The 23114-nt window shown below is 38.8% G+C and carries 19 protein-coding genes; 7 read left to right on the top strand and 12 right to left on the bottom strand.

Going from position 1 to position 23114, the window contains the following annotated elements:
* The 3 genes from WMO31_RS03130 (at position 1) to WMO31_RS03120 (ending at position 5130) form a co-directional block, all read left to right on the top strand.
* Positions 1 to 891, top strand: coding sequence for an energy-coupling factor transporter transmembrane component T (locus WMO31_RS03130; RefSeq protein ID WP_367999176.1), 891 nt, complete (start codon positions 1 to 3; stop codon positions 889 to 891).
* Positions 864 to 3524: an ATP-binding cassette domain-containing protein gene (locus WMO31_RS03125; RefSeq protein ID WP_367999175.1), complete on the top strand. Its 2661-nt coding sequence runs from the start codon at positions 864 to 866 to the stop codon at positions 3522 to 3524. Before WMO31_RS03130 ends, WMO31_RS03125 begins: the two co-directional genes overlap by 28 nt.
* A 196-nt stretch (positions 3525 to 3720) precedes the next feature.
* A complete protein-coding gene (locus tag WMO31_RS03120) occupies positions 3721 to 5130 on the top strand; it encodes an amidophosphoribosyltransferase (RefSeq protein ID WP_021883930.1) in 1410 nt (469 codons plus the stop codon).
* A 69-nt stretch (positions 5131 to 5199) separates the two neighbouring features.
* Here WMO31_RS03120 and WMO31_RS03115 read toward each other — a convergent pair whose 3' ends face one another.
* Positions 5200 to 6072: a methionyl aminopeptidase gene (locus WMO31_RS03115; protein WP_101028497.1), complete on the bottom strand. Its 873-nt coding sequence runs from the start codon at positions 6070 to 6072 to the stop codon at positions 5200 to 5202.
* 191 nt (positions 6073 to 6263) lie between these two features.
* Here WMO31_RS03115 and WMO31_RS03110 point away from each other — a divergent pair, with 191 nt between their 5' ends.
* Genes WMO31_RS03110 through WMO31_RS03100 form a run of 3 tightly spaced genes read left to right on the top strand, consistent with a single transcriptional unit; the run spans position 6264 to position 9052 of the window.
* Positions 6264 to 6974, top strand: coding sequence for an N-acetylmuramoyl-L-alanine amidase (locus tag WMO31_RS03110; RefSeq protein ID WP_117911129.1), 711 nt, complete (start codon positions 6264 to 6266; stop codon positions 6972 to 6974).
* Positions 6975 to 6992: 18 nt separating this feature from the next.
* Positions 6993 to 8360: a DNA repair protein RadA gene (radA, locus tag WMO31_RS03105; RefSeq protein WP_021883933.1), complete on the top strand. Its 1368-nt coding sequence runs from the start codon at positions 6993 to 6995 to the stop codon at positions 8358 to 8360.
* Positions 8357 to 9052, top strand: a complete 696-nt coding sequence (locus WMO31_RS03100) for a DUF6873 family GME fold protein (protein WP_367999174.1) — start codon at positions 8357 to 8359, stop codon at positions 9050 to 9052. Before radA ends, WMO31_RS03100 begins: the two co-directional genes overlap by 4 nt.
* On the opposite strand, the gene WMO31_RS03095 is transcribed toward WMO31_RS03100, so the two are convergent.
* Together WMO31_RS03095 and gdhA are read right to left on the bottom strand one after the other, a co-directional pair.
* Positions 9049 to 10032, bottom strand: a complete 984-nt coding sequence (locus tag WMO31_RS03095) for a tyrosine recombinase XerC (RefSeq protein WP_117519712.1) — start codon at positions 10030 to 10032, stop codon at positions 9049 to 9051. The two genes, WMO31_RS03100 and WMO31_RS03095, sit on opposite strands and share 4 nt — an antisense overlap.
* A 288-nt stretch (positions 10033 to 10320) precedes the next feature.
* On the bottom strand, positions 10321 to 11652 hold the full coding sequence (gene gdhA / locus WMO31_RS03090; protein WP_015523831.1) for an NADP-specific glutamate dehydrogenase: 1332 nt from the start codon (positions 11650 to 11652) through the stop codon (positions 10321 to 10323).
* 412 nt (positions 11653 to 12064) lie between these two features.
* Between gdhA and WMO31_RS03085 the strand changes: the two genes are divergently transcribed.
* Positions 12065 to 12274: a helix-turn-helix domain-containing protein gene (locus WMO31_RS03085; RefSeq protein ID WP_021883937.1), complete on the top strand. Its 210-nt coding sequence runs from the start codon at positions 12065 to 12067 to the stop codon at positions 12272 to 12274.
* Positions 12275 to 12337: 63 nt separating this feature from the next.
* On the opposite strand, the gene WMO31_RS03080 is transcribed toward WMO31_RS03085, so the two are convergent.
* The 9 genes from WMO31_RS03080 to thrC form a co-directional block, all read right to left on the bottom strand.
* Positions 12338 to 13030: a YoaK family protein gene (locus WMO31_RS03080; RefSeq protein WP_367999173.1), complete on the bottom strand. Its 693-nt coding sequence runs from the start codon at positions 13028 to 13030 to the stop codon at positions 12338 to 12340.
* An 89-nt stretch (positions 13031 to 13119) separates the two neighbouring features.
* The gene (lysA, locus tag WMO31_RS03075) at positions 13120 to 14418 is read right to left on the bottom strand and encodes a diaminopimelate decarboxylase (protein WP_367999234.1); all 1299 of its coding nucleotides are present in this window, start codon (positions 14416 to 14418) and stop codon (positions 13120 to 13122) included.
* Positions 14419 to 14423: 5 nt separating this feature from the next.
* The gene (gene yihA / locus WMO31_RS03070; protein ID WP_367999172.1) at positions 14424 to 15026 is read right to left on the bottom strand and encodes a ribosome biogenesis GTP-binding protein YihA/YsxC; all 603 of its coding nucleotides are present in this window, start codon (positions 15024 to 15026) and stop codon (positions 14424 to 14426) included.
* Positions 15027 to 15040: 14 nt separating this feature from the next.
* Positions 15041 to 17452, bottom strand: coding sequence for an endopeptidase La (lon, locus tag WMO31_RS03065; protein ID WP_117930730.1), 2412 nt, complete (start codon positions 17450 to 17452; stop codon positions 15041 to 15043).
* Positions 17453 to 17516: 64 nt separating this feature from the next.
* Complete coding sequence (clpX, locus tag WMO31_RS03060) at positions 17517 to 18860, bottom strand: ATP-dependent Clp protease ATP-binding subunit ClpX (protein ID WP_437127947.1); 1344 nt, start codon at positions 18858 to 18860, stop codon at positions 17517 to 17519.
* A gap of 12 nt (positions 18861 to 18872) precedes the next feature.
* The gene (gene clpP, locus WMO31_RS03055) at positions 18873 to 19454 is read right to left on the bottom strand and encodes an ATP-dependent Clp endopeptidase proteolytic subunit ClpP (protein WP_015523826.1); all 582 of its coding nucleotides are present in this window, start codon (positions 19452 to 19454) and stop codon (positions 18873 to 18875) included.
* Positions 19455 to 19508: 54 nt separating this feature from the next.
* Complete coding sequence (gene tig, locus WMO31_RS03050; protein ID WP_015523825.1) at positions 19509 to 20789, bottom strand: trigger factor; 1281 nt, start codon at positions 20787 to 20789, stop codon at positions 19509 to 19511.
* 90 nt (positions 20790 to 20879) lie between these two features.
* A complete protein-coding gene (locus WMO31_RS03045) occupies positions 20880 to 21569 on the bottom strand; it encodes a metallophosphoesterase (protein WP_015523824.1) in 690 nt (229 codons plus the stop codon).
* On the bottom strand, positions 21569 to 23077 hold the full coding sequence (thrC, locus tag WMO31_RS03040) for a threonine synthase (protein WP_367999171.1): 1509 nt from the start codon (positions 23075 to 23077) through the stop codon (positions 21569 to 21571). Before thrC ends, WMO31_RS03045 begins: the two co-directional genes overlap by 1 nt.
* Positions 23078 to 23114 lie beyond the last annotated feature (37 nt).

The raw sequence follows: 23114 nt of genomic DNA, 5'->3' as shown, positions 1-23114 counted from the left end.
ATGAAGGATACTTTTTCAAATATGCACCCCTTTATCAATTTTATATTTTTTGCACTTACAATAGGGTTCACGATGTTTATCATGAACCCTGTTTGTCTTGCTGTAAGTTTTTTATGTGCGCTTGTAACCGCTTTATACCTTAACGGCAAAAAAGCTGTGAGATTGTCACTTGTTTTTCTTTTGCCTATGATACTCTTGATAGTTCTCATAAATCCTGTTTTTAATCATGAAGGAATGACTATACTCACATATTTTCCGTGGGATAACCCACTAACCCTCGAATCAATCGTTTACGGTATTGCAAGTGCATTTTTGCTTTCGTCAACAGTTTTATGGTTTTCTTCATTCAATGCAGTAATCACTTCCGACAAGGTAGTTTTCCTGTTTGGCAGAATAATGCCGTCATTGAGTCTGGTGATTTCAATGGCATTGCGTTTTGTTCCAAGGTTTTCGGCACAAATGAAACTTGTGCGTAATGCACAACACACAATAGGCAGAGATATAAACGAGGGAACATTGTTTCAAAGAATAAGAAATGCTGTAAAAATCCTTTCGATTATGATAACATGGTCACTTGAAAACGCAATTGAAACAGCCGATTCAATGAAAAGCAGAGGTCACGGTCTTAAAGGCAGAACATCCTATTCACTTTATAAATTTGACAAAAGAGACGCATTTATGCTTTGCACAATCCTTTTTACCGGATTGGTACTTATGATTTTGCTTTTTACAAACGCAATAAAATTCAGATACTATCCGTCAATCAAGGGCGATTTGTTTACGGTGCAAAGTATTATTTTTTATATATTCTACACATTTTTAATGTTGATTCCGCTATCGGTAAATATAGGAGAGGGGATAAAATGGAAACATATGCAATCAAGAATCTGAGTTTTCGATACCCCGAAACCGGTATTGATGTACTTAAAGATATTACTTTCAGCGTAAACGAGGGCGAGTTTATCACAGTCTGCGGTCCGTCAGGCTGCGGAAAAAGCACACTTCTCAGACATCTGAAACCCGATCTTTCACCGCACGGTGTTCTTTCGGGAGAAATATTCTTTGAAGAAAAACCTATATCAGACCTTTCTCACAGGGAGCAAAGCAGTAAAATCGGCTTTGTTATGCAATCACCTGAAAATCAGATTGTTACCGATAAGGTATGGCACGAACTTGCTTTCGGACTTGAAAGTCTTGGTTATGACAACAATACAATCCGAAAAAGAGTTGCCGAAACAGCTTCATTTTTCGGAATCCAAAATTATTTTGAAAAAAGTGTTCTTGAGCTTTCGGGCGGACAAAAGCAAATTTTAAACCTTGCTTCAATTATGGCAATGCAACCGTCCGTTCTCATTTTGGATGAACCGACAAGCCAACTCGATCCGATTGCGGCAAGCGAATTTTTGCACTGCGTTTCACGCATAAATCACGAACTGGGGACAACGGTGATAATAACGGAACACAGACTTGATGAGGTGCTTCCGCTTTCAGACAGGGTGCTTGTCATTGAAAACAACGGAATTTCAGCTTTTGACTCTCCTCAAAAGGTCGGAAAAATTCTTAAAGAAAAAGACAGTAAAACATTTCTTTCTATGCCTGCTCCGATGCAAATATGGCAGGCTGTTACAGAAAATGACAATACCGACTGTCCCGTAACTGTTCCAAGCGGCAAAAAGTGGCTTTCGGAATATGCCCAAAATCATAAAATGTATGAGCTCAAACCCGAAAGCATTCAGAAACACTCTGATAAAGAAGCAGTAAGTCTTAATGATATTTGGTTCAGGTACGAAAAGTCGGGTACAGATGTACTAAAAGGTCTTTCACTAAAAATATATCAGGGGGAATTTGCGGCTATACTCGGCGGTAACGGAATGGGAAAATCAACCGCTTTGTCAATTATCTGTTCACTTAACAAGCCATACAGAGGCAAAGTTGAAATCTCTCCGCTTAACAAAAATTCTTTTGACACGCTCGTAGCAGTATTACCCCAAAATCCGCAGACACTGTTTTTGAAAAAAACTGTACTTGAAGATTTGTACGAAGTATTTGACGGCAGAAAAATCAGCAAGGAGGAAAAAGAAAGACGGGTTACCGCAGCGGTAAAGCTGTGCAGACTTGAAAGTCTCTGCAATCGCCATCCTTATGATTTATCCGGCGGTGAACAGCAGAGAGCGGCTCTTGCAAAAATTCTTCTCATAAGACCTCAAATCCTTCTTCTTGATGAACCTACAAAAGGACTTGATGCCGAATTCAAGATTGAGTTTGCTCAGATTATATATGACCTCAATAAAGCCAGCATAACCGTTCTCATGGTAAGTCACGATGTAGAGTTCTGTGCTGTATATCCAAGCCGCTGTCTGATGTTTTTTAACGGTGAAGTTGTGTCGGAAGGTACACCGAGAACTTTCTTTTCATCAAACAGCTTTTATTCCACCTCTGCAAGCCGAATGTCAAAAGGCATAATAGATAACGCAGTATCATCAAATGATGTCATATATGCCTGCACAGGTCAAAACAGAGATATTCAAATTAACAGAAACACACCTGATATTGACCTTTTTAAAAACGACACCGAAAATATTCCCCTCCAAAAAAACAAAGCTGAAAACAAAAAGCTTTCTGTTTTTAAAAAAATCTTCGGATTTTTTGGCGCAGTACTGTTCATACTCGGTCTGATTGTAAATCTGGAATATATTCCGAATTTTTCAGCCAAAACTTTGCCTACCTGGTTCAACTGGGGAATTATCGGAGTATCTGTTGCGTTGCTTATGATTGCTTTCGGAACAAAATCAAAACGACCGATTGACCTGCCGAGAAAAAGTTCAAAACTGAGTAAAAGAACCGTCAGTATGGCAATTATGGTTTTGCTTGCAATTCCTGTTACAATTTTTGTTGGAATGACATATCTTCAGGATCAGAAATATCTTTTTATTTCACTCCTGGTTATGATTGAGTGTATGATTCCGTTTTTTCTCGTTTTTGAAGGCAGGCACCCAAAAGCGAGAGAGCTTGTCATAATCTCTGTTCTATGTGCAATAGCAGTTGCAGGACGACTTGCATTTACAATGTTGCCTCAGTTCAAGCCCGTTGTGGCAATTGTGATAATTTCAGGAGTAGCATTCGGCGGTGAATCGGGATTTCTTGTCGGTGCTGTAAGTATGCTTGTTTCAAATCTTATGTTCGGTCAAGGACCTTGGACGCCGTGGCAAATGTTTGCGGCAGGGATAATAGGCTTCATTGGCGGTATTCTCTTTAAGAAAGGTCTTTTAGGCAGAACAAGGACTTCGCTCTGTATATACGGTTTCATTGCCACAATGGTCATTTACGGCGGACTTATGAACCTTTATTCGGCACTCACATCACACTCAGCATTTAATCTAAATATGCTCATAACTTTTTATGTTCAGGGCTTTCCGATGGATATTGTTCACGCAGTTTCGACTGTTATATTTCTGTTTTTCGGAGCAGAACCTATGCTTGAAAAGCTTGACAGAATTAAAGTTAAGTACGGACTTATCGAATAAACCTAAACAGCAGATAAAATTTCTGCTGTTTTTTTTGTGCTGTAATTCAAAAATTTTCGACAAAAGTATAGACATAATCCGAAAATAATATTATAATTTTGGTGTGTATGATTTTAATCAAACAGTATTTACAATCTAAAACGGCAAACTGTAAATACTTTTAATTCAGAATTAAAAAGGTTAAAGGAGAAAAAACATGGGCGGATTTATGGGTGTTGCAGCAAAACAGGACTGCGTATTCGACTTATACTTTGGAATTGACTATCATTCACACCTTGGTACAAGAAGAGGCGGTATGGTTGTTTATGACAAAGAAAAAGGATTTGACAGATCAATCCACAATATTGAAAATGCACCTTTCAGAACTAAATTTGATAAAGATATGCAGAGTATGAAAGGCAAATTCGGTATCGGCTGTATTTCCGACTACGAACCGCAGCCTCTTATAGTTCGTTCACATCACGGTACATATGCAATTACCACCGTAAGCAAAATCAATAATACAGATGAACTTGTTGCGGAGATCTTTGAAAAAGGCGGTTCGCATTTTCTTGAAATGAGCGGCGGTGAAATCAACGCAACCGAGCTTATTGCAACTCTAATCAATCAAAAAGAAAACCTTGTTGACGGCATAAGCTATGCTCTTGAAAAAGTTGACGGCTCTGTTTCGCTCCTGTTGATGAATAAAAACGGCATCTATTGTGCGAGAGATAAGTACGGCAGAACTCCTGTTGTTATCGGCAAAAAAGAGGACGCATTTTGTGTGGCGTTTGAATGTTTCTCATACAAAAACCTCGGCTACAATGATTATAAAGAACTCGGACCGGGTGAGATTACGGTAATTACAGACCAAAATTGCATTACACTCAAAAAGCCCGGTGATAAAATGAAAATCTGTACTTTTCTGTGGGTTTACTACGGCTATCCTGCAAGCTCATATGAGGGTACAAGTGTTGAGCAAATGCGTTACAACTGCGGTGCAAAAATGGCTGAAAGAGATTCCGTAAAGCCCGATATCGTTGCAGGTGTGCCCGATTCAGGCATTGCCCACGCAGTAGGCTATGCAAATGCATCGGGAATTCCGTTCTCAAGACCGTTTATTAAATATACACCTACTTGGCCGAGATCATTTATGCCGACAATTCAGAGTCAGCGTAATCTTATTGCAAAAATGAAGCTTCTCGCAGTTGAGGATTTAATCAGAGGAAAGAGCCTTCTTCTTATTGATGACTCAATTGTAAGAGGCACACAGCTTCGTGAAACAACGGAATATCTTTTTGAAAGCGGTGCAAAAGAGGTTCACATCAGACCTGCGTGTCCTCCGCTTGTATACGGCTGTAAGTATCTTAACTTCTCAAGATCATCTTCTGAAATGGATCTCATCACAAGACGAGTTATTGAAAGACTTGAGAACGGCAATGTTACAGACGAAATTCTTCAGGAATACACAAATCCCGATTCTGAAAAATACGAGCAGATGGTTGATGAAATCTGTAAAGAACTCAAGTTCACATCCTTGCGTTTTAACAGGCTTGACGATATGCTTGATTCCTGCGGAATTGACAAATGCAAACTCTGTACTTATTGTTGGGACGGTAAGGAATAATTAAATTTTATTTATAAAAATAAGGCATTTGCAATGAGAAATCTCAAAGCAAATGCCTTTTGTTTTTACTTAGTATGCAATAATTTCGTAGCCGTCCTCAGTTACAAGAACCTGAATTTCCCACTGAGCAGACATTGAGTTATCTTCTGTATAGATAGTCCAGCCGTTATCCTCATCAACGAAAATATCAGGTTTTCCTGCGTTTACCATAGGTTCAATGGTGAAAATCATACCGGGTACCATAAGCATTTCCGTGCCCTTTTTAGAAATGTAACTTACCCATGGATCTTCGTGGAATTCAAGACCGATTCCATGACCTCCTACTTCACGAACAACAGAGTAACCTTTACTCTTTACATAATCATTGACAGCCTGACCCATATCTCCGAGAAAGCCCCAAGGCTTAACCTGTTTGAGTCCCTCATAAACTGCATTTTTTGTTTCTTCAACAAGCTTTCTGTTTTCTTCGCTTACATTACCGATACAAAACATTCTTGAAGAATCGGAGAAATATCCGTTCAAATTAGTTGAAACATCAACATTGATTATATCGCCGTCTTTGATTATTACATCTTCCGACGGAATACCGTGACAAACTTCGTTGTTTATTGAAGTACATACGCTCTTGGGAAATCCCTCAAAATTAAGGGGAGCCGGAACACCGCCCATTTTGGTTGTGATATCATACACCCACTTATCAATTTCAGCCGTGCTGATACCTGCCTTAATATGCTCTGCAACATAATCAAGAACTGCAATATTAATCTTCGCACTCTCCTTGATTTTTTCAATCTGCTCAGCATTTTTCAAGATTTCATGGGAGGGAACAATGTGACCCGCAACCTCAAATTCCTCAATTTTTTCATCAAAATCTATATGACATTTTTTATACTTTTTTCCGCTGCCACACCAGCAAGGATCATTTCTGCCAGGTTTTTCCATTTTACTAACTTCCTTTCATTTTTCCAATTCATAATCCTTGATAATTATACCACCAAACAAATTTTATTACAACATCTTTGTCGTATGCAAAAATCCAAAAGAAAAATCTTGTCAGAAAAAGTTTTGTAGTATATACTGAATAAGTAATATATAATCTCACACTCGGCATATTTTTATGCAGAGGTGTTTGTATGAATAAAAAAATCCCGACATTTTATGCTCTCTGCTTTATACTGTTTGCAATATTCTGCATTATTATGGTATCTGTTTTTTTCAGACTTAATCCGACAAAATCTGTTATAACCGAAAATAAAACAGAGCCGATAATTGTAATTGACGCAGGTCACGGCGGCGAAGACGGGGGAGCAGTAAGCGAAAGCGGTGTGCTTGAAAAGGACATCAATCTTTCTATATCAAATAATTCAGCTGATTTATTAAAAATTTTCGGATATAAGGTTGTTCAAACAAGAACAGATGATGTATCTCTTGATAACGGAGAAGATTCGGTTCATTCAAGGAAAGTTGCCGATTTAAAAAAACGGCTCGAAATTTTCAATTCAGACAAAAACAATATTGTAATCAGTATTCATCAAAACAAATTTTCTCAAAGCAAATATTACGGAACTCAAATTTTTTATTCCCCGAATAACAGTCAAAGTCAAAATCTTGCGGAATGCATTAGAAATTCCGTAAAAAAAAGCTTACAGCCTGATAACGAACGGCAATGCAAAAAGGCAGACGGCTCAATCTATCTTTTAAAAAAGGCTGAAAACCCGTCCGTTATTGTGGAATGCGGATTTATTTCAAATCCGGATGAACTTGCTAAGCTGCAAAGTGACGAATATCAAAAAGAAATGGCAACAGCAATCATAACAGGATTTTTAGATTATACTCATCAATAAATACAGGAAGTGAAATAAATGGCTTCAAAAATCAAAAGTGTTTACATATGTTCGGAATGTGGATACGAATCGCCTAAATGGTACGGAAAATGCCCATCATGCGGCGAATGGAACACAATGAACGAAGAAATTAAAGATACATCAAAACAGTCAGCAACTGCAAAAACACGCTCTTTTGCAACCTACTCAAAACCATACGCAATATCGGATATTTCAACCGAGGATGAACACAGATATGACACAGGCTGCGGAGAACTCAACCGTGTACTCGGCGGAGGAATTGTAAAGGGCAGTCTTATACTTCTGGGCGGTGATCCTGGCATAGGCAAATCGACCGTTCTTATGCAGATTTGTCAGTACCTCGGTGATACTCTGAAAATTCTCTACATATCTGGAGAGGAATCAAAAAGACAGCTCAAGCTCCGAGCAATAAGGCTGGGTGTAACTTCACCGAATCTGTATGTAATGACTGAAACCGATGTTGAGGTTATTTGCGAACAGATAAAAAATCTCAAGCCCGACCTTGTTATGATTGACTCGATTCAGACGATGAATCTTTCAGAATTAAACTCGTCCCCCGGCAGCATTACACAGGTACGAGAATCTGCCAATATGCTGATGAGAACTGCAAAAGGACTTGATATTCCTATGTTTATCGTAGGTCATGTCAATAAAGAGGGTTCAATTGCAGGTCCAAAGGTACTTGAACATATTGTTGACACCGTACTGCATTTTGAAGGTGACAAACAGATGAGTTGCCGTATTCTTCGTGCCGTAAAAAACAGGTACGGCTCAACAAATGAGATCGGCGTTTTTGAAATGACTGATAAAGGGCTTAACGAAGTTGCAAATCCGTCTGTTATGTTGCTTTCAGGGCGTCCGAAAAATGTTTCGGGAACTTGCGTCACCTGTACAATTGAAGGATCAAGACCAATTCTTGCCGAAACACAAGGACTTGCCACACAAAGCGGATACGGCAACGCTCGCAGAATGGTTACAGGATATGATTATAACAGACTGTCAATGGTACTTGCCGTTCTTGAAAAAAGAGCAGGATACTATTTTTCAAACTGCGACACCTACATAAATATCGTAGGCGGATTGCGAGTTGACGAACCTGCGATTGACCTTTCAATTGCCATGGCTCTTATAAGCAGTCTGAAAGATACTCCGATTGACGAAAACGCTGTTGTATTCGGTGAAATCGGTCTTGCAGGCGAAATTCGTGCTGTATCAAACGCTCAGATGAGAATTAACGAAGCGGTAAGACTCGGCTTTACAAAAATCATTCTGCCGTATCATAATCTAAAAGGTGTTTCATGTGATGATGCTGAATTGATCGGAGTAAAAAACATTCGTCAGGCATTTGAAGCGGTAGGACAATGAGCAGTTTTGTAATATCAAACAAATACCCATGTTTTGCCGATGAGCTTTCAAAAATGGGGCATAATGTTATATTTTCGGACACTGTCAAAGCATTTCCGCAACCTGAACAAGCTCATGCCGATATGCAGATTTTGACGATAAATAATACTGTTTTTGTACTTCAAGAGTGCGAAAAGCTAAAAACTTTACCATATAAAGAAAATTTGATTATATGTAAAAGCAAAGCAGGGAAGAAGTATCCCGAAAATATATTGCTGAATTTTCTTTTCTTTAATAATAAGCTTTACGGTAAAGTATCTGCAATAGATCCGACTCTTTACAAATATTGCGTAAAAAACGATATTGAAATCGTAAACATAAACCAAGGATACGCAAGATGCTCAACTCTAATACTCAATAATCGCACTGCCATAACAGCTGATATTTCCATAAAAAATGCCCTTGAAAAAGATGGGGCAGAGGTGTTATTAATATCCTCGGGTGATATAAAACTTGAAGGATATGATTATGGATTTATAGGCGGTGCAAGCGGAAAAATCTCTGATAATACCGTAGTGTTTTTCGGAAATGCTGAGATGTATCCCTTCTATTCTTCCATAAGAGAATTATGTTTAAAAAATAAAATTGAAATTAAAATATTATGCAAAAATATGCCACTCACAGATGTGGGCGGCATAGTAAGAATTCTTTAAACTTTTTTCTTAGGTTTTATTTTTGCAAGCGGATTTGAGTCAGCGGCATTTTTCATTTGTTCCGAACTCAGGTGTGTATAAATCTCAGTTGTACCGAGGTTTTCGTGTCCGAGAACCTCTTTAAGCACTCTGACATCAACTCCGCCTTGCTGATACATAAGCGTAGCGGCGGTATGCCTAAGCTTATGACAGGAATATCCTTGAGAATCAAGTCCGATTTTCTCAAGATATTTATATACCATAGCCTGAATTGTTTTCACAGACATTCTGCGGTGATTACGGCTAATAAACAACGCTTTTTTATCCTTAACTTCATCAATCGGACGCACCTTCATATACTCATTATAAGCGTCAATGCAAGCAGAGTTTAGATAAACAATGCGTTCTTTATTGCCTTTACCGACAACACGCATTGTACCGTCACTATGAATATCATTATAGTTAAGACCTGCCATTTCAGACACACGCAGTCCGCAATTGAGAAAGAGAGTCAAAATACAATAATCACGCTGTTTGTTATTTCCGTCAACTGCATTAAGAAGCTCAATGCTTTGTTCAAGAGTAAGATACTTTGGCAAAGCTTTTTTATTTTTTGGCGATTCAAGCTGTTCCACGGGATTTGTATCAAGCAAATGTTTATTATTTGTTATGTACTTAAAAAAGCCTTTCAGACTGGAACATTTTCTTGCACGGGACGCACTCTTATTGTTGCGGTCACGATAAAGAAAATTCATATAATCATATGCAAGTTCAAGATTAACGGTTTTAATTAAATCAAGGTCAACATCGTCAATTTTAATTTCATCAAAATCAGTACCGTCAGGCACAAGACCACGCATTACTTTTAAAAATCTAAAAAAAGTTCTGAGATCAATAAAATATTCGTCAACGGTTTTCTTCGACATATTTTTGATTGTCTGCTTGTAAATTAAATAGTCCTTCAAAATTGCAGGAGCTTCATCACGAAAATCAACTGCCATAAACACACCACCGTAAATTTATTTCTTATAAAGAATAACTCAAAGAAGTTGAACTAAAATCTGTATTAAAAGAATTATGATGCTATTATAACACAAAAAAGGGCGGTGTATATTCCAATTACGAAAATTATACAAAATGAATATTTTATATAATTCGGGGAACAGGTAAAACAAGATAAATCAAAAACATATTACTAATGCTAATTTACAGCATTTAAATTACAACAGCCGCACAGACTCAAACGAGTCTGTACGGCTGTAAATTTTAAAGGAATTTAACTTTTAAAATTAGCAAACGCCCTGCTGAATCATTGAATCAGCAACCTTCTCAAAGCCTGCAATATTAGCACCTACTACATAGTCACCTTCATGACCATACTTCTTAGCTGCAGCAGAAATGTTCTTATAGATGTTAACCATAATGTTCTTGAGCTTAGCGTCAACTTCTTCAAATGTCCATGAAAGACGCTGTGAGTTCTGGCTCATCTCAAGAGCTGATGTAGCAACACCGCCTGCATTAGCAGCCTTACCCGGTGCAAAGAGAATGCCGGATTTCTGGAGAAGCTTTGTAGCCTCAAGAGTTGTAGGCATGTTAGCGCCTTCGGCAACAGCATAGCAACCGTTAGCGATAAGTCTTTTAGCGTCTTCTTCGTTAAGCTCATTCTGTGTAGCACATGGAAGTGCAACATCACACTTAACTGACCAATCGAATTTGCCTTCGTGATACTCTGAGTTAGGACGATAGTTCTTATACTCTGTAAGACGCTGTCTTTTAACTTCCTTGATTTCCTTAATAGCGTCAAGGTCGATACCTTCAGCATCATAAATCCAACCTGTTGAATCAGCCATTGTAACTACCTTAGCACCAAGTTCTGTAGCCTTTTCTGTTGCGTAGATAGCAACATTACCTGCACCTGATACGCAAACAGTAGCGCCCTTGATGTCCTTGCCGTTATCCTTAAGCATAGCCTCTGTAAGATAAAGAAGTCCATAACCTGTAGCCTCTGTTCTTGCGAGTGAACCGCCCCAGTTGAGACCCTTACCTGTAAGAACGCCTTCATATACATTTCTGATTCTCTTATACTGACCGAACATATAACCGATCTCACGAGCACCTGTACCGATATCACCGGCAGGAACATCTGTGTCAGCACCGATGTGCTTACAAAGCTCTGTCATAAAGCTCTGGCAGAATGCCATAACTTCTCTGTCGCTCTTGCCCTTAGGATCAAAGTCAGAGCCACCCTTACCGCCGCCGATAGGAAGACCTGTAAGTGAGTTCTTGAAAATCTGCTCGAAACCGAGAAACTTAATAACGCCGAGGTTTACTGACGGATGAAGTCTTAAACCACCCTTGTAAGGTCCGATAGCACTGTTGAACTGAACACGGAAGCCACGGTTAACCTGAACCTTGCCGTTGTCATCAACCCAAGGTACTCTAAACATAATAACTCTTTCAGGCTCTGTAATTCTTTCGAGAATACCATTCTCTTCATACTTTGGATTCTGCTCGAAAACGGGCTCAAGTGAAGTAAGAACTTCGGTAGCAGCCTGAATAAACTCAGGCTCATTTGCGTTTTTTGCTTTCAGCTTTTCAAGCTGTTCACTTACATATGACATAAGTAAGTCCTCCTTAATAAAATTCGCATAAATTATACGGAAAAAATTCCGATTATGCTGTAGCACAGTAAAGCACTACAATCAACATATTAATAATACTATACTTTCAACGATTTTGCAATATCTTTTGTGAGTTTCTTGCAAATTTTTTTAAAATTATTGAAAAAACAGCCGATTTCATTCCTTTTCTGCAATTAATTTTACAAATCTCCCAAGTTTAGTTGCATTTTCGTACATTTTACGAGCTGAATTTTATGAAAATGTATTCATGAATCCAAGAATTTCATTTGCATTACAATATTTTGTATAATTCATATTTGATTTACCAATTAAATTTTAGTTGCAAACGGACATATTTTATGGTAAAATTCAATTAGTAATACTATTTGTAATATTTTTAAAGGTGATTTATATGGACTACTGCAAAAGATTAAAAGAATTAAGAGTCAAAAACGGATACACACAAGGGCAAATTGCATTTATACTTCACACAAGACAGGAACAATACAGCAAATACGAAAATGGAAAACGAGAACTGCCTATCAGACATTTGATAACACTTTGTTGTCTTTATAAAACTTCAAGTGATTATATTCTCGGAATAGAAAAATTTGTAAAATAAAGCCGTCGTCAATACCAAATTCGAGTATTGACAACGGCTTTATTGTTATATGAAATTGCCGGATTATTGAATTTTTTCTTTAAACATCATCAGAAAACTTACAAGGAGCAATCCGCATGAAACCCATATTATATGCATTCCAAACGATAATGAAAGATTTCCTCCCAGACCTGCTCCGACTGCAAAGAAAAATATAACACCAAAATAATACATTGCCTGTCTGAGCTGTTCAGGCTTTCTTTCGTGAATAAAACCTGACAGAGCAGCCGTACCGCTTCTCAAATTACCTATACACATTGTACTGGCATAGGAATATCCTCTGACTTTTCTGAAAGTCTGAACCTGCATTGCACAGGAAAACGATACAATTACCGCCGCAATGGTATCCATACTCTTCGGCATGAATCCAACCGCAAATAATATGATAATTTCAAACAAGAGTATTCCCTGTCTCCAATGTATCTTTTTGAAATACTTGAATTTTTTCTGTATCAAATCAGCTACAAGGACACCTAACGCAAATGCAAGAATAGGAAAAAGATATTTAAGCCCCTCTTCCCACTTTCCTGTCATAAAATTTGTACTCATAAGTACAACGTTACCCGTCTGTGCATTTGCAAATACTCCGTCACGGGTAAAATATGTATATGCATCCTGAAATCCGCCTGATAACGCAAGAAATATACAATTTCTAAATGCCTCAGACATCTGTCGTGTCGGCTCAAGTTCCTTAAAAAAACTTCTTATCCTAAACACAATACTCAACTCCGAATCTATGCGCTAATCTACACAACACCGAACACAATTAAACGGTTCGGTGTTGCACAATAATTATAATTCGATTATCAGATATCGTTCTTTACTATATCCTCGTAGCTTTCACGCTTAACAACAACTCTTGCCTTGCCGTCTTTAACCATTACGATTGCAGGACGAGGGATTCTGTTGTAATTTGACGCCATAGAATAGTTATAAGCACCTGTTGAAAGAACAGCAAGTGTATCGCCTACTTCAACCTTAGCAACCTTTGTATGCTCCTGAACGAGGTCGCCGCTCTCGCAACACTTACCTGCTACCGTTACGATTTCATCAGGTTCTTTGTCAGCCTTACCTGCATTTACTACGGTATAAGCAGACTGATAAAGTGCATATCTGATGTTATCAGTCATACCACCGTCAACGGATACATATGTTCTTACATTAGGAATTTCCTTTTTGCCGCCAACTTTATAAAGTGTAATACCTGCTTCGCCGGCAATTGAACGACCCGGCTCAATAAAGATATACGGAACAGGAAGTCCGTGTTCTTTAGCCTTTACCTTAACAGCCTCTGAAACCTTTTCCATATAGTTTTCGTAAGGAACAGGTTCATCATCCTTAGTGTACATAATACCAAAGCCGCCGCCGAGATTAAGCTCTGAAATAACGATTCCAAGCTCATCGTGAATCTTGCCCATAAAGTCAAGCATAATTTCAGCTGCAGTGACAAACGGATCAATATCAAAAATCTGTGAACCGATGTGGCAATGAAGTTCCGTAAGATTTACATTATCGTACATCTGTGCCTTTTTAACTGCCTCAAAAGCTTCGCCTGTTTCAAGAGCAAAACCAAATTTTGAATCAATCTGACCTGTTCTGATGAAGTTATGAGTATGTGCGTCTACACCGGGCTTAATTCTAAAAGAAATATTAGCTTTCTTACCCACTTCACCGCAAATTTCATTGAGAAGTTCAAGTTCGTAAAGATTATCAACAACGAACTTTCCTACATTAGATTCAAGTGCAAATCTGATTTCATCAGCAGTTTTATTGTTTCCGTGGAAGTGAACTTTTTCCATCGGAAAACCTGCCTGTACGGCTGTATAAATCTCACCGCCTGATACTACATCAAGACCGAGTCCCTCTTCCTTTGCAATTCTGCAAAGTTCCTTACAAGAAAGAGCCTTGCTTGCATACAACGGCATACCGTTACCGTGGTAATACTTTTCAAAGGACTTTACATAAGCCTTGCACACATTTCTGATTGTTGTTTCGTCAAGAACATATAAGGGTGTACCAAATTCTTTGGCAAGTTCGAGTGTATCGCAACCGCCGATTGTAAGATGTCCCTCATTGTTCACATTAAGACATTCGCTAACGAACATTTTACTCATACCTCCGTATTTTTAAAATTTGCTATTGAAGTTTCAATAAGTTTCCTTATTTCATCATTTCCGAAGCCTGTTTGTGTAGAAAACGGTATCAGCGGAACATGTTCAATTGTACTGAAGATGTCCTTATAATACTCAATCTGCTTTTCAAATGCAGTCTTTTTGAGTTTATCACTCTTTGTAAGAACTGCGGCAAAGTTAAATCCGCCTCTGTAAAGAAAATCTATCATATGCAAGTCATCATCAGTCGGAGGATGACGCAAGTCAAGAATCTGAATAACGAGCGGACGCTGTCTGTCCTGTGCAAAATAGCCTTCCACAAGCTTTGCCCATCTGTCTTTTTCTGCTTTTGAAACCTTTGCATAACCGTAGCCCGGCAAATCAACCATACGAAACTCTTTGAGTTTATAAAAATTAATGGTAGCCGTTTTGCCAGGCTGAGCGCTTACTCTTGCAAGAGCTTTTCTCTGAACAAGTTTATTGATAAGAGAGGATTTTCCCACATTTGAATGACCTGAAAATACAATTTCAGGCATATCCGATTCCGGCAACTGATCAACACGACCTGCCGCAAATTCAAAAGCGACTTCATTAAAGTTCATAAAATCCCTCTCTTTCACTGTTTTACTGCGTTTACAGTTTTCGTTGCAGAACGAACTGCTGTCATATCAATTCCGTTCCATTGGTTATCGGTAATTCTCACGGTATTATTCACCGCAAGTGCAACTACCTCCGAAAAATTCCTAACAGGAATAAACTTAACCTTTTCAAGAACCGCCTTATCGACATCTTCAAGATCAGGTTCGTTATCCTTTGGAATAATTACTGTTGTAATTCCGTTTTTAAAAGCAGCCATGCTTTTCTCTTTAAGACCGCCTATAGGAAGAACATTACCTCTGAGGGTAATTTCACCTGTCATGGCTATATCGTGTCTTGCAGGCTTTAAAGTCAGCGCTGAATAAATTGCGGTTGCCATTGTAATACCTGCAGACGGTCCGTCCTTTGGAACAGCACCCTCGGGCGCATGAATATGAATATCCTTGTTTTTGTAAAAATCGGAATCAATTCCAAGAACCGCCGCATGACTTCTAATACAGGTGATTGCTGTTTTAGCAGACTCCTGCATAACATCACCGAGAGAACCTGTAAGTTCAATCTTTCCTGTACCCTCCATAACGGCGACTTCAATAGGTAAGATTTCTCCGCCTACAGAGGTCCATGCAAGTCCGTTTACTATTCCGATTTCATCCATTTTGGCAAGTGAATCAGGAATAAACTTTTTATGGCCTAAAAATCTTTCTACCTCTTTTTCGTCAATCTTGAATACTTCTGTACCCTCTGTAAGCTTTTCAACGGCACATTTTCTCATAACTGAGGCAATAAGCCTTTCAAGAGTTCTTACGCCGGCTTCCCTCGTATAGAAGTCTATGAGAGCGTATATGGCTTTCTGAGTGAATTTGAGTTCCTTTGAAGTAAAACCGCACTCATCAAGCTGTTTAGGAATGAGGTGCTTCTTTGCAATATGGAATTTCTCTTCTCTTGTATAACTGCTGATTTCTATAATTTCCATTCTGTCACGGAGCGGTGCCGGAATAGCTGAAATGTCATTTGCAGTTGTAATAAACATCACATTTGACAAGTCAAACGGAAGTTCAATGTAGTGATCAACAAACTTATTATTCTGTTCGATATCAAGAACCTCAAGCAATGCCGATGTTGGATCGCCCTTATAATCAGCGGCAAGCTTGTCTATTTCGTCAAGAATAAGTACAGGATTATTAGTGCCGGCATGTTGCAATGCATTAATAATTCTACCCGGCATCGAACCGATATAAGTCTTTCTGTGACCTCTGATTTCAGCCTCGTCACGAACGCCGCCAAGAGCGATTCTTTCACTTTTTCTGCCTATTGCCTTTGCAATCGACTGAGCAATTGAGGTTTTACCGACACCCGGAGGTCCTGCAAGACAGATGATCTGTCCCTTTTGCTTTTCACTTAACACACGAACGGCAAGCTGTTCAATGATTCTCTTTTTAACTTTGTCAAGTCCATAGTGAGTCTTATCAAGAGCCTTCTGAACTTTAGATATAACGATTTTATCTTTAGATGACTTATTCCACGGCAAATCAAGAACCGTATCAAGATATGTACGAATCACAGCCGCTTCCTGACTGCCATAAGGCATTTTGCTGAGTTTCTTACATTCTTTATAAAGAATGTCGGCAGACTTTTCGTCAAGATTGAGCTTTTCAATTTTATCGACATAGTTTTCAGCATCGTCAATCGGTGAATCATCTTCACCGAGCTCTTCCTCGATTGCTCTTTTCTGTTCACGAAGAAAATAATCACGCTGATTTTCATCAATTCTCATTTTAGCTTTTTGAGATATTTCGTCCTCAAGTTTAAGAACAAAATTTTCATTTACAAGTACATCAAGAACAGATTCTAGTCTTTCGGATTCTGGGAAAGTTTCAAGAATCGACTGTTTAACTCTGTAGTCAAGAATGAGATTAGCTGTGATAAAGTCGGCAAGTTCACCCGGTCTTTTGCAAAGGGCAACCTTAAAAATAATATCCGACGGCATCTTCGGAGAAATCTCAAGATACTTGTCAAATTCATTTTTTACAGTTCGCATAAGAGCGGAATCTCTTGCTGTAAGATACTCGCTTTCTTCCTCATACGGTTTAACTTCTGCAACAAGACACTTTTCGTCAAAAACAGGATTTATAATTGTAGCCCTGCATTGACCTTCAATTACAATTCGTGTAGTATTTTCAGGCTGTTTCAAAACCTGAACGACCTTGGCAATTACGCCCGTGTCATAAACATCAAATATATCCGGTTCGTTTATTGCGGCATCCTTCTGAGAAGTAAGAAAAACAAGTTGATCGGCTTTCATAGCTTTATTTATAGCCGTAATACTCTTTTTCCGTCCTACATCAAAATGAATAAGTGATTTTGGAAAAACCACCAACCCTCGCAACGGAAGAACAGGGAGAGTCAGATTTTTTTGCATATCAAAATCCATTTAAATTCCTTTCATAAAAGCAAAAAGCTGTATTGTAATTGCAATACAGCTTTAATTCACAATATCAAGACGCTGTGCTGCGCTTCTGACGCTTCTTTGCATCTTTTTGAGTCAATTTTACGGAATTTGTCTGTAACAATTCCTTTTTGCGAGTAATTTGCGGAGCAGCACCGTTTTTGATAACGCCCTCTGTAATAATAATCTTATCAATAGTAGGATCAGACGGAGCCTCAAACATAAGGTCTGTAAGAATATCTTCCATAATTCCTCGAAGTCCTCTTGCACCTGTATGCTGATCCTGTGCCTGTTGTGCAATAGCCCTGAGTGCCTCTTCTTCAAAAAGAAGTTCAACACCGTCAAGTTCAAAAAGTTTCTTATACTGCTGAACAATAGAGTTTTTAGGAACAGTAAGAATCTTGACAAGTGCATCCGTGTCAAGACCGCTCAAAGCAGTAATAACAGGCAAACGACCGATGAGTTCAGGAATAATTCCGTACTTTACAAGATCATGTGCTGTGACCTCTTTCATCCAATCGGTCGAATCAAGTTCCTGCTTTGACTGAACAAGTGACTCAAAACCTATAACAGAAGAGCCCTTGCGCTTTTCAACTATCTTTTCAAGACCGTCAAATGCACCGCCGCAGATAAAAAGAATATTCTTAGTATCAATCTGTAAATATTCCTGTTGCGGATGTTTTCTGCCACCCTGTGGCGGAACATTGGATACAGTTCCCTCAACAATTTTAAGCAAAGCCTGCTGAACTCCCTCACCGCTTACATCTCGTGTAATAGAGGGGTTTTCGGATTTTCTCGCAATTTTATCAATTTCATCAATGTAAATTATGCCGTGCTCTGCCTTTTCAATATCAAAATCGGCTGCCTGAATGAGTTTTAAGAGAATGTTCTCTACATCCTCGCCGACATAACCTGCTTCGGTCAGCGTAGTTGCGTCGGCAATTGCAAAAGGAACATCAAGAGCCTTTGCAAGCGTCTGAGCAAGTAATGTCTTACCGACACCTGTCGGGCCGAGAAGCAACACATTACTCTTAGCGAAATCTACGCTCTCATCATTTGAAAAAGCACGCTTATAGTGATTGTAAACAGCAACGCTCAGGGTAACTTTTGCATGATCCTGTCCGATAACATATTCATCAAGAATTGTCTTGATTTCCTTTGGCTTTAAAAGTTCATCAACGGACAGTTCGGGGGTCTGAGGTTCTCCCGATTTTGAAAGTTTATTTTCATTTTCACGTTCAAGCTCGCCTGATTCGCGAAGAATATTCATGCAGAGCTCAACACACCGGTCACAAATATAGACACCGTTGCCGGCAATAAGTCTGCCTGCCATCTCCTGAGGTTTTCCGCAGAAAGAGCAATAAATATCTTCGTTATTTTTGTTAGCCATCAGTTTACCTCACCTTTATCTTTTTTCGATAACCTTATCAATCAAACCATACTCAAGTGCCTGCTGTGCAGTCATGAAGTTATCACGATTGGTATCCTTTGCAATAACATCAATCGGCTGACCTGTGTTGTCAGCAAGAATCTGATTGAGTCGTTTTTTCATATCAAGAATGTGTCTTGTGTGAATTTCCATGTCAGTAGCCTGACCCTGAGCACCGCCTGAAGGCTGGTGAATCATAATGTCACTGTTAGGAAGTGCAAGACGCTTACCCTTAGCGCCTGCGGCAAGAAGGAATGCACCCATACTTGCAGCCATACCCATACAGATTGTGGAAACATCACACTTGATGTAATTCATTGTATCAAAAATAGCAAAGCCGTCTGTTACGCTGCCGCCGGGGCTGTTGATGTAAAGACTGATATCCTTTGTCGGATCTTTACTTTCAAGGTAAAGCAACTGAGCAACTACAACGCTTGCACTTGCACTGTTTACCTCTTCGTTAAGCATAACAATTCTGTCTTCAAGAAGACGGGAATAGATATCAAAAGAGCGTTCGCCCCTGCTTGACTGTTCGATAACATATGGTACTAATGCCATTTAATCATAACCTTTCTTAAATAGTGATTAACAGATATAAGAAAAATATTCAAATTACTTAATAACAGCTTTGTCCTTTACGAGATTAAGAGCCTTTTCAACCTTAACATCTTCTGTGAGTGATTCAGCAGGAACAGCCTCCTTAACCTTATCAACATCCATCTTGTAAGCCTCTGCCATCTTGCCGTATTCAGCATCAAGGTCAGCCTCTGTAACTTCAATATTTTCTTTTCTTGCAACTGCTTCAAGAGCAAGTCTTAACTTAACTCTCTTTTCAGCCTCTTCTTTATACATACCCTTGAGTGCGTTTGCATCCATACCCATGTACTGCATATATGTCTTCATATCAAGGCCCTGTGAACGGAGACGCATATCAAATTCTCTTACCATCTCGTTAGCCTGATTATCATACATTGCCTCAGGAATTTCACCCTCAAGGAGTTCCATAAGCTTTTCGGAAATCTGATTATCAACATCCTTGTCAGCCTCATCCTGAAGACGTTTAGCAACAGTTTCTTTAAGCTCAGCCTTGTACTCGTCAAGTGTTTCCTTATCGGAAACATCCTTTACAAACTCATCATCGACTTCCGGAAGTTCCTTAGCCTTAATTTCGTGAAGGTTGATCTTGAATTCAGCTTCCTTACCTTTAAGCTCTTCAGCCTGATAATCATCCGGGAACTTAACTGTGATTGTAAACTCTTCACCTGTCTTGTGACCTACAATCTGCTCCTCAAAGCCGGGGATGAAGTTGCCTGATCCAAGCTTAAGGTTATAGTTTTCAGCCTTACCGCCTTCAAATGCTTCACCGTCAACAAAACCCTCAAAGTCAATAACAGCTACATCATCATTCTGAGCAGCTCTGTCGTCAACAGTTACCATTCTTGAGTTGCGGTCACGAACCTTCTCAATTTCTTCGTCAACGAGCTCGTCTGTAACCTCTGTTGACTTCTTTGTAACTTCAATGCCGAGGTAGTTATTAATTTCCATTTCAGGCTCAACAACAACATTAGCCTTGAATGAGAAACCTTCCTTGCTTGCCTCAATAGCCTCAAGAGTTTCAACCGAAACTATCTTGATACCTGCTTCTTTAGCAGCCTCATAAAGAGCATCCGGATAACAATCCTGCATAGCATCTTCATAGAATACTTCCGAGCCGTACATTTTCTCAATTACATGACGGGGAGCTTTGCCCTTTCTGAAACCGGGGATATTGATGCTTTTAACCTGCTTTTTATAAACTCTGTTAACAGCGTTACCAAAAGTTTCACCGTCAACATTAACCTCTAATTCATATGAATTAGCCTGTTCTTTTTTTGTACATTCCTTTAATGCCATTTTAATATTCCTCCAAAGTTTAAATTCAAAATCAAGAAATCATCTTATTATATCACAACAAAATAATTTTGCCAATAGAAAATACAGAATTTATCTGACTAAAATTGGCATAAATGACAACCTGTCACAAGAAATCAGCTTAAAATCAATACCTTCGTATTCACCTTCAATCGCAAACCTCATATTCTTTTTTCCGTGAAGGTGTCCGTAATAACATTTTTTGATGTCATATTTCAAAAGAACATTAAATATTTCGTCACATTTTGTTGTTCCGTAAACAGGAGGATAGTGTAAAAACACTATTGGTTCCTTTCCTGTTTTTATAGCTGATTGTATTGACATTTCAAGTCTGCCGACTTCCCTGTTCAGGACTTTTATATCATTTTGAGATTCATTCTCAAGAAACCATCCTCTTGTACCGCAAATTGCGTAATCGTCAACAACATATGAATTATTGAAAAGGATAGATATCGAATCAAGTGAATTATTTTTCAGAAACACATCCATTTTTGTCTTGGTGCTCCACCAATAATCGTGATTGCCTTTATTGAAAATTTTCTTACCGGGAAGATTTTCTATGAAAGTAAAATCCGTAAGAGTTTCTTCAAGTTTCATTGCCCAGGAAATATCGCCCGACACAACAACTGTGTCATTATCGGTAACAAGCTTTCTCCAATTATTTTCAAGTCTTGAAGTATAATCGTTCCAGCCTGCGAAAACATCCATAGGCTTATCTTCACCAAGTGAAAGATGTAAATCCGCTATAGCAAATAATGCCATTAATCTATACCGAGTGCTCCGAGAACATAATTCTCCATATCACTAACTTCTGTAACATCAGAGAATCGAGCAGTTTTATTTTTAAGATTTGCAAGAGGTGCAGGCACTTCGGCACCGGAAACCTTATGAAGTTCATCAACCATATCAAATTCTGTTTCAGGAAGTGTTGCGTTTGGCTCAACAGCCTCAAGAACAGCCTTAGAGAATTTATACGGACTTGCAGTTGACGCAATTACAGAAGGTGTCTTGTCGCCTGTTTCCTCAACATACTGCTTGTACACATTGATTGCAACAGCTGTGTGAGTATCACAAAGGTACTTATCCTGCTCAAACATCTCGTGAATTGTAGCCTCTGTGTTCTTATCATCACAGAATCCGCCGTAGAACTTTTCGTTGATAACAGCCTTTACATCATCACTTACTTCATACTTGCCTTCTGATTTGAGTGCATTCATCCAGCCTCTTGTAACTTCGTCATTATCACCTGAAAGCTTGTAGAGAAGTCTTTCAAGGTTACTTGAAACGAGGATATCCATTGAAGGTGAAATTGTTGTATAGAAGTTTCTGTTCTTATCATAAACGCCTGTTTTGATAAAATCTGTAAGAACATTATTAGAGTTTGACGCACAAATGAACTTGTTGATTGGAAGTCCCATAAGACTTGCATAATATGAAGCAAGAATGTTACCGAAGTTACCTGTCGGAACAACAACATTAATCTTGTCACCAAGCTCGATTTTACCGTCATTTACAAGATCACAGTAAGCCGAAATATAGTAAACAATCTGCGGAAGAAGTCTGCCCCAGTTGATTGAGTTTGCTGATGAGAAAAGCATATTATTCTCAGCAAGCTTTTCTGCAACTGAAGGTGTAGTAAATATCTTCTTAACACCTGTCTGAGCGTCATCAAAGTTACCCTTGATCGCACAAACACGAACATTTTCACCTTCCTGAGTATTCATCTGATGCTTCTGCATCGGACTTACACCGTCAACAGGATAGAAAACAACAATCTTTGTGTGTTCAACATCTTTAAAGCCTTCAAGAGCAGCCTTGCCTGTATCGCCTGATGTAGCAACTAGAATAACAGCTGTCTTGCCGTCATATTTTTTCTTGAGTGACTTTGTGAGAAGATGCGGGAGAATCTGGAGTGCCATATCCTTAAACGCACATGTAGGACCATGCCAGAGTTCAAGAATATTCAGGGTTGTTCCGTCAAGATTACAGTATGAAATAGGGGCAGGATTTTCACCGCCGAATTTCTGAGCTGTATAAGCCTTTTCTACGCAGTCACTGATTTCCTCTTCTGTGAAATCAGAAAGAAAATCAGAAAATACTTTCTTTGCTCTTCCTTTGTAATCTGTTTTCAAAAGTGCCTTGAAGGTATTTTCATCATACTTAGGAAATTCCTGCGGTACAAAAAGACCGCCGTCCTTTGAAATACCCTGTGCAATGGCCTGTGCCGCAGAAACTACTTCTTTGGCATTTTGTGTGCTGTTGTATAACATTGAAATCTTCCTTTCAAATTGCTTTAAACATCAAGTA

Source organism: Ruminococcoides intestinale (genome assembly GCF_040095935.1).
GTDB classification, from domain to species: Bacteria; Bacillota; Clostridia; order Oscillospirales; family Acutalibacteraceae; genus Ruminococcoides; species Ruminococcoides intestinale.
This window is presented reverse-complemented; position numbering and strand designations above follow the sequence as displayed.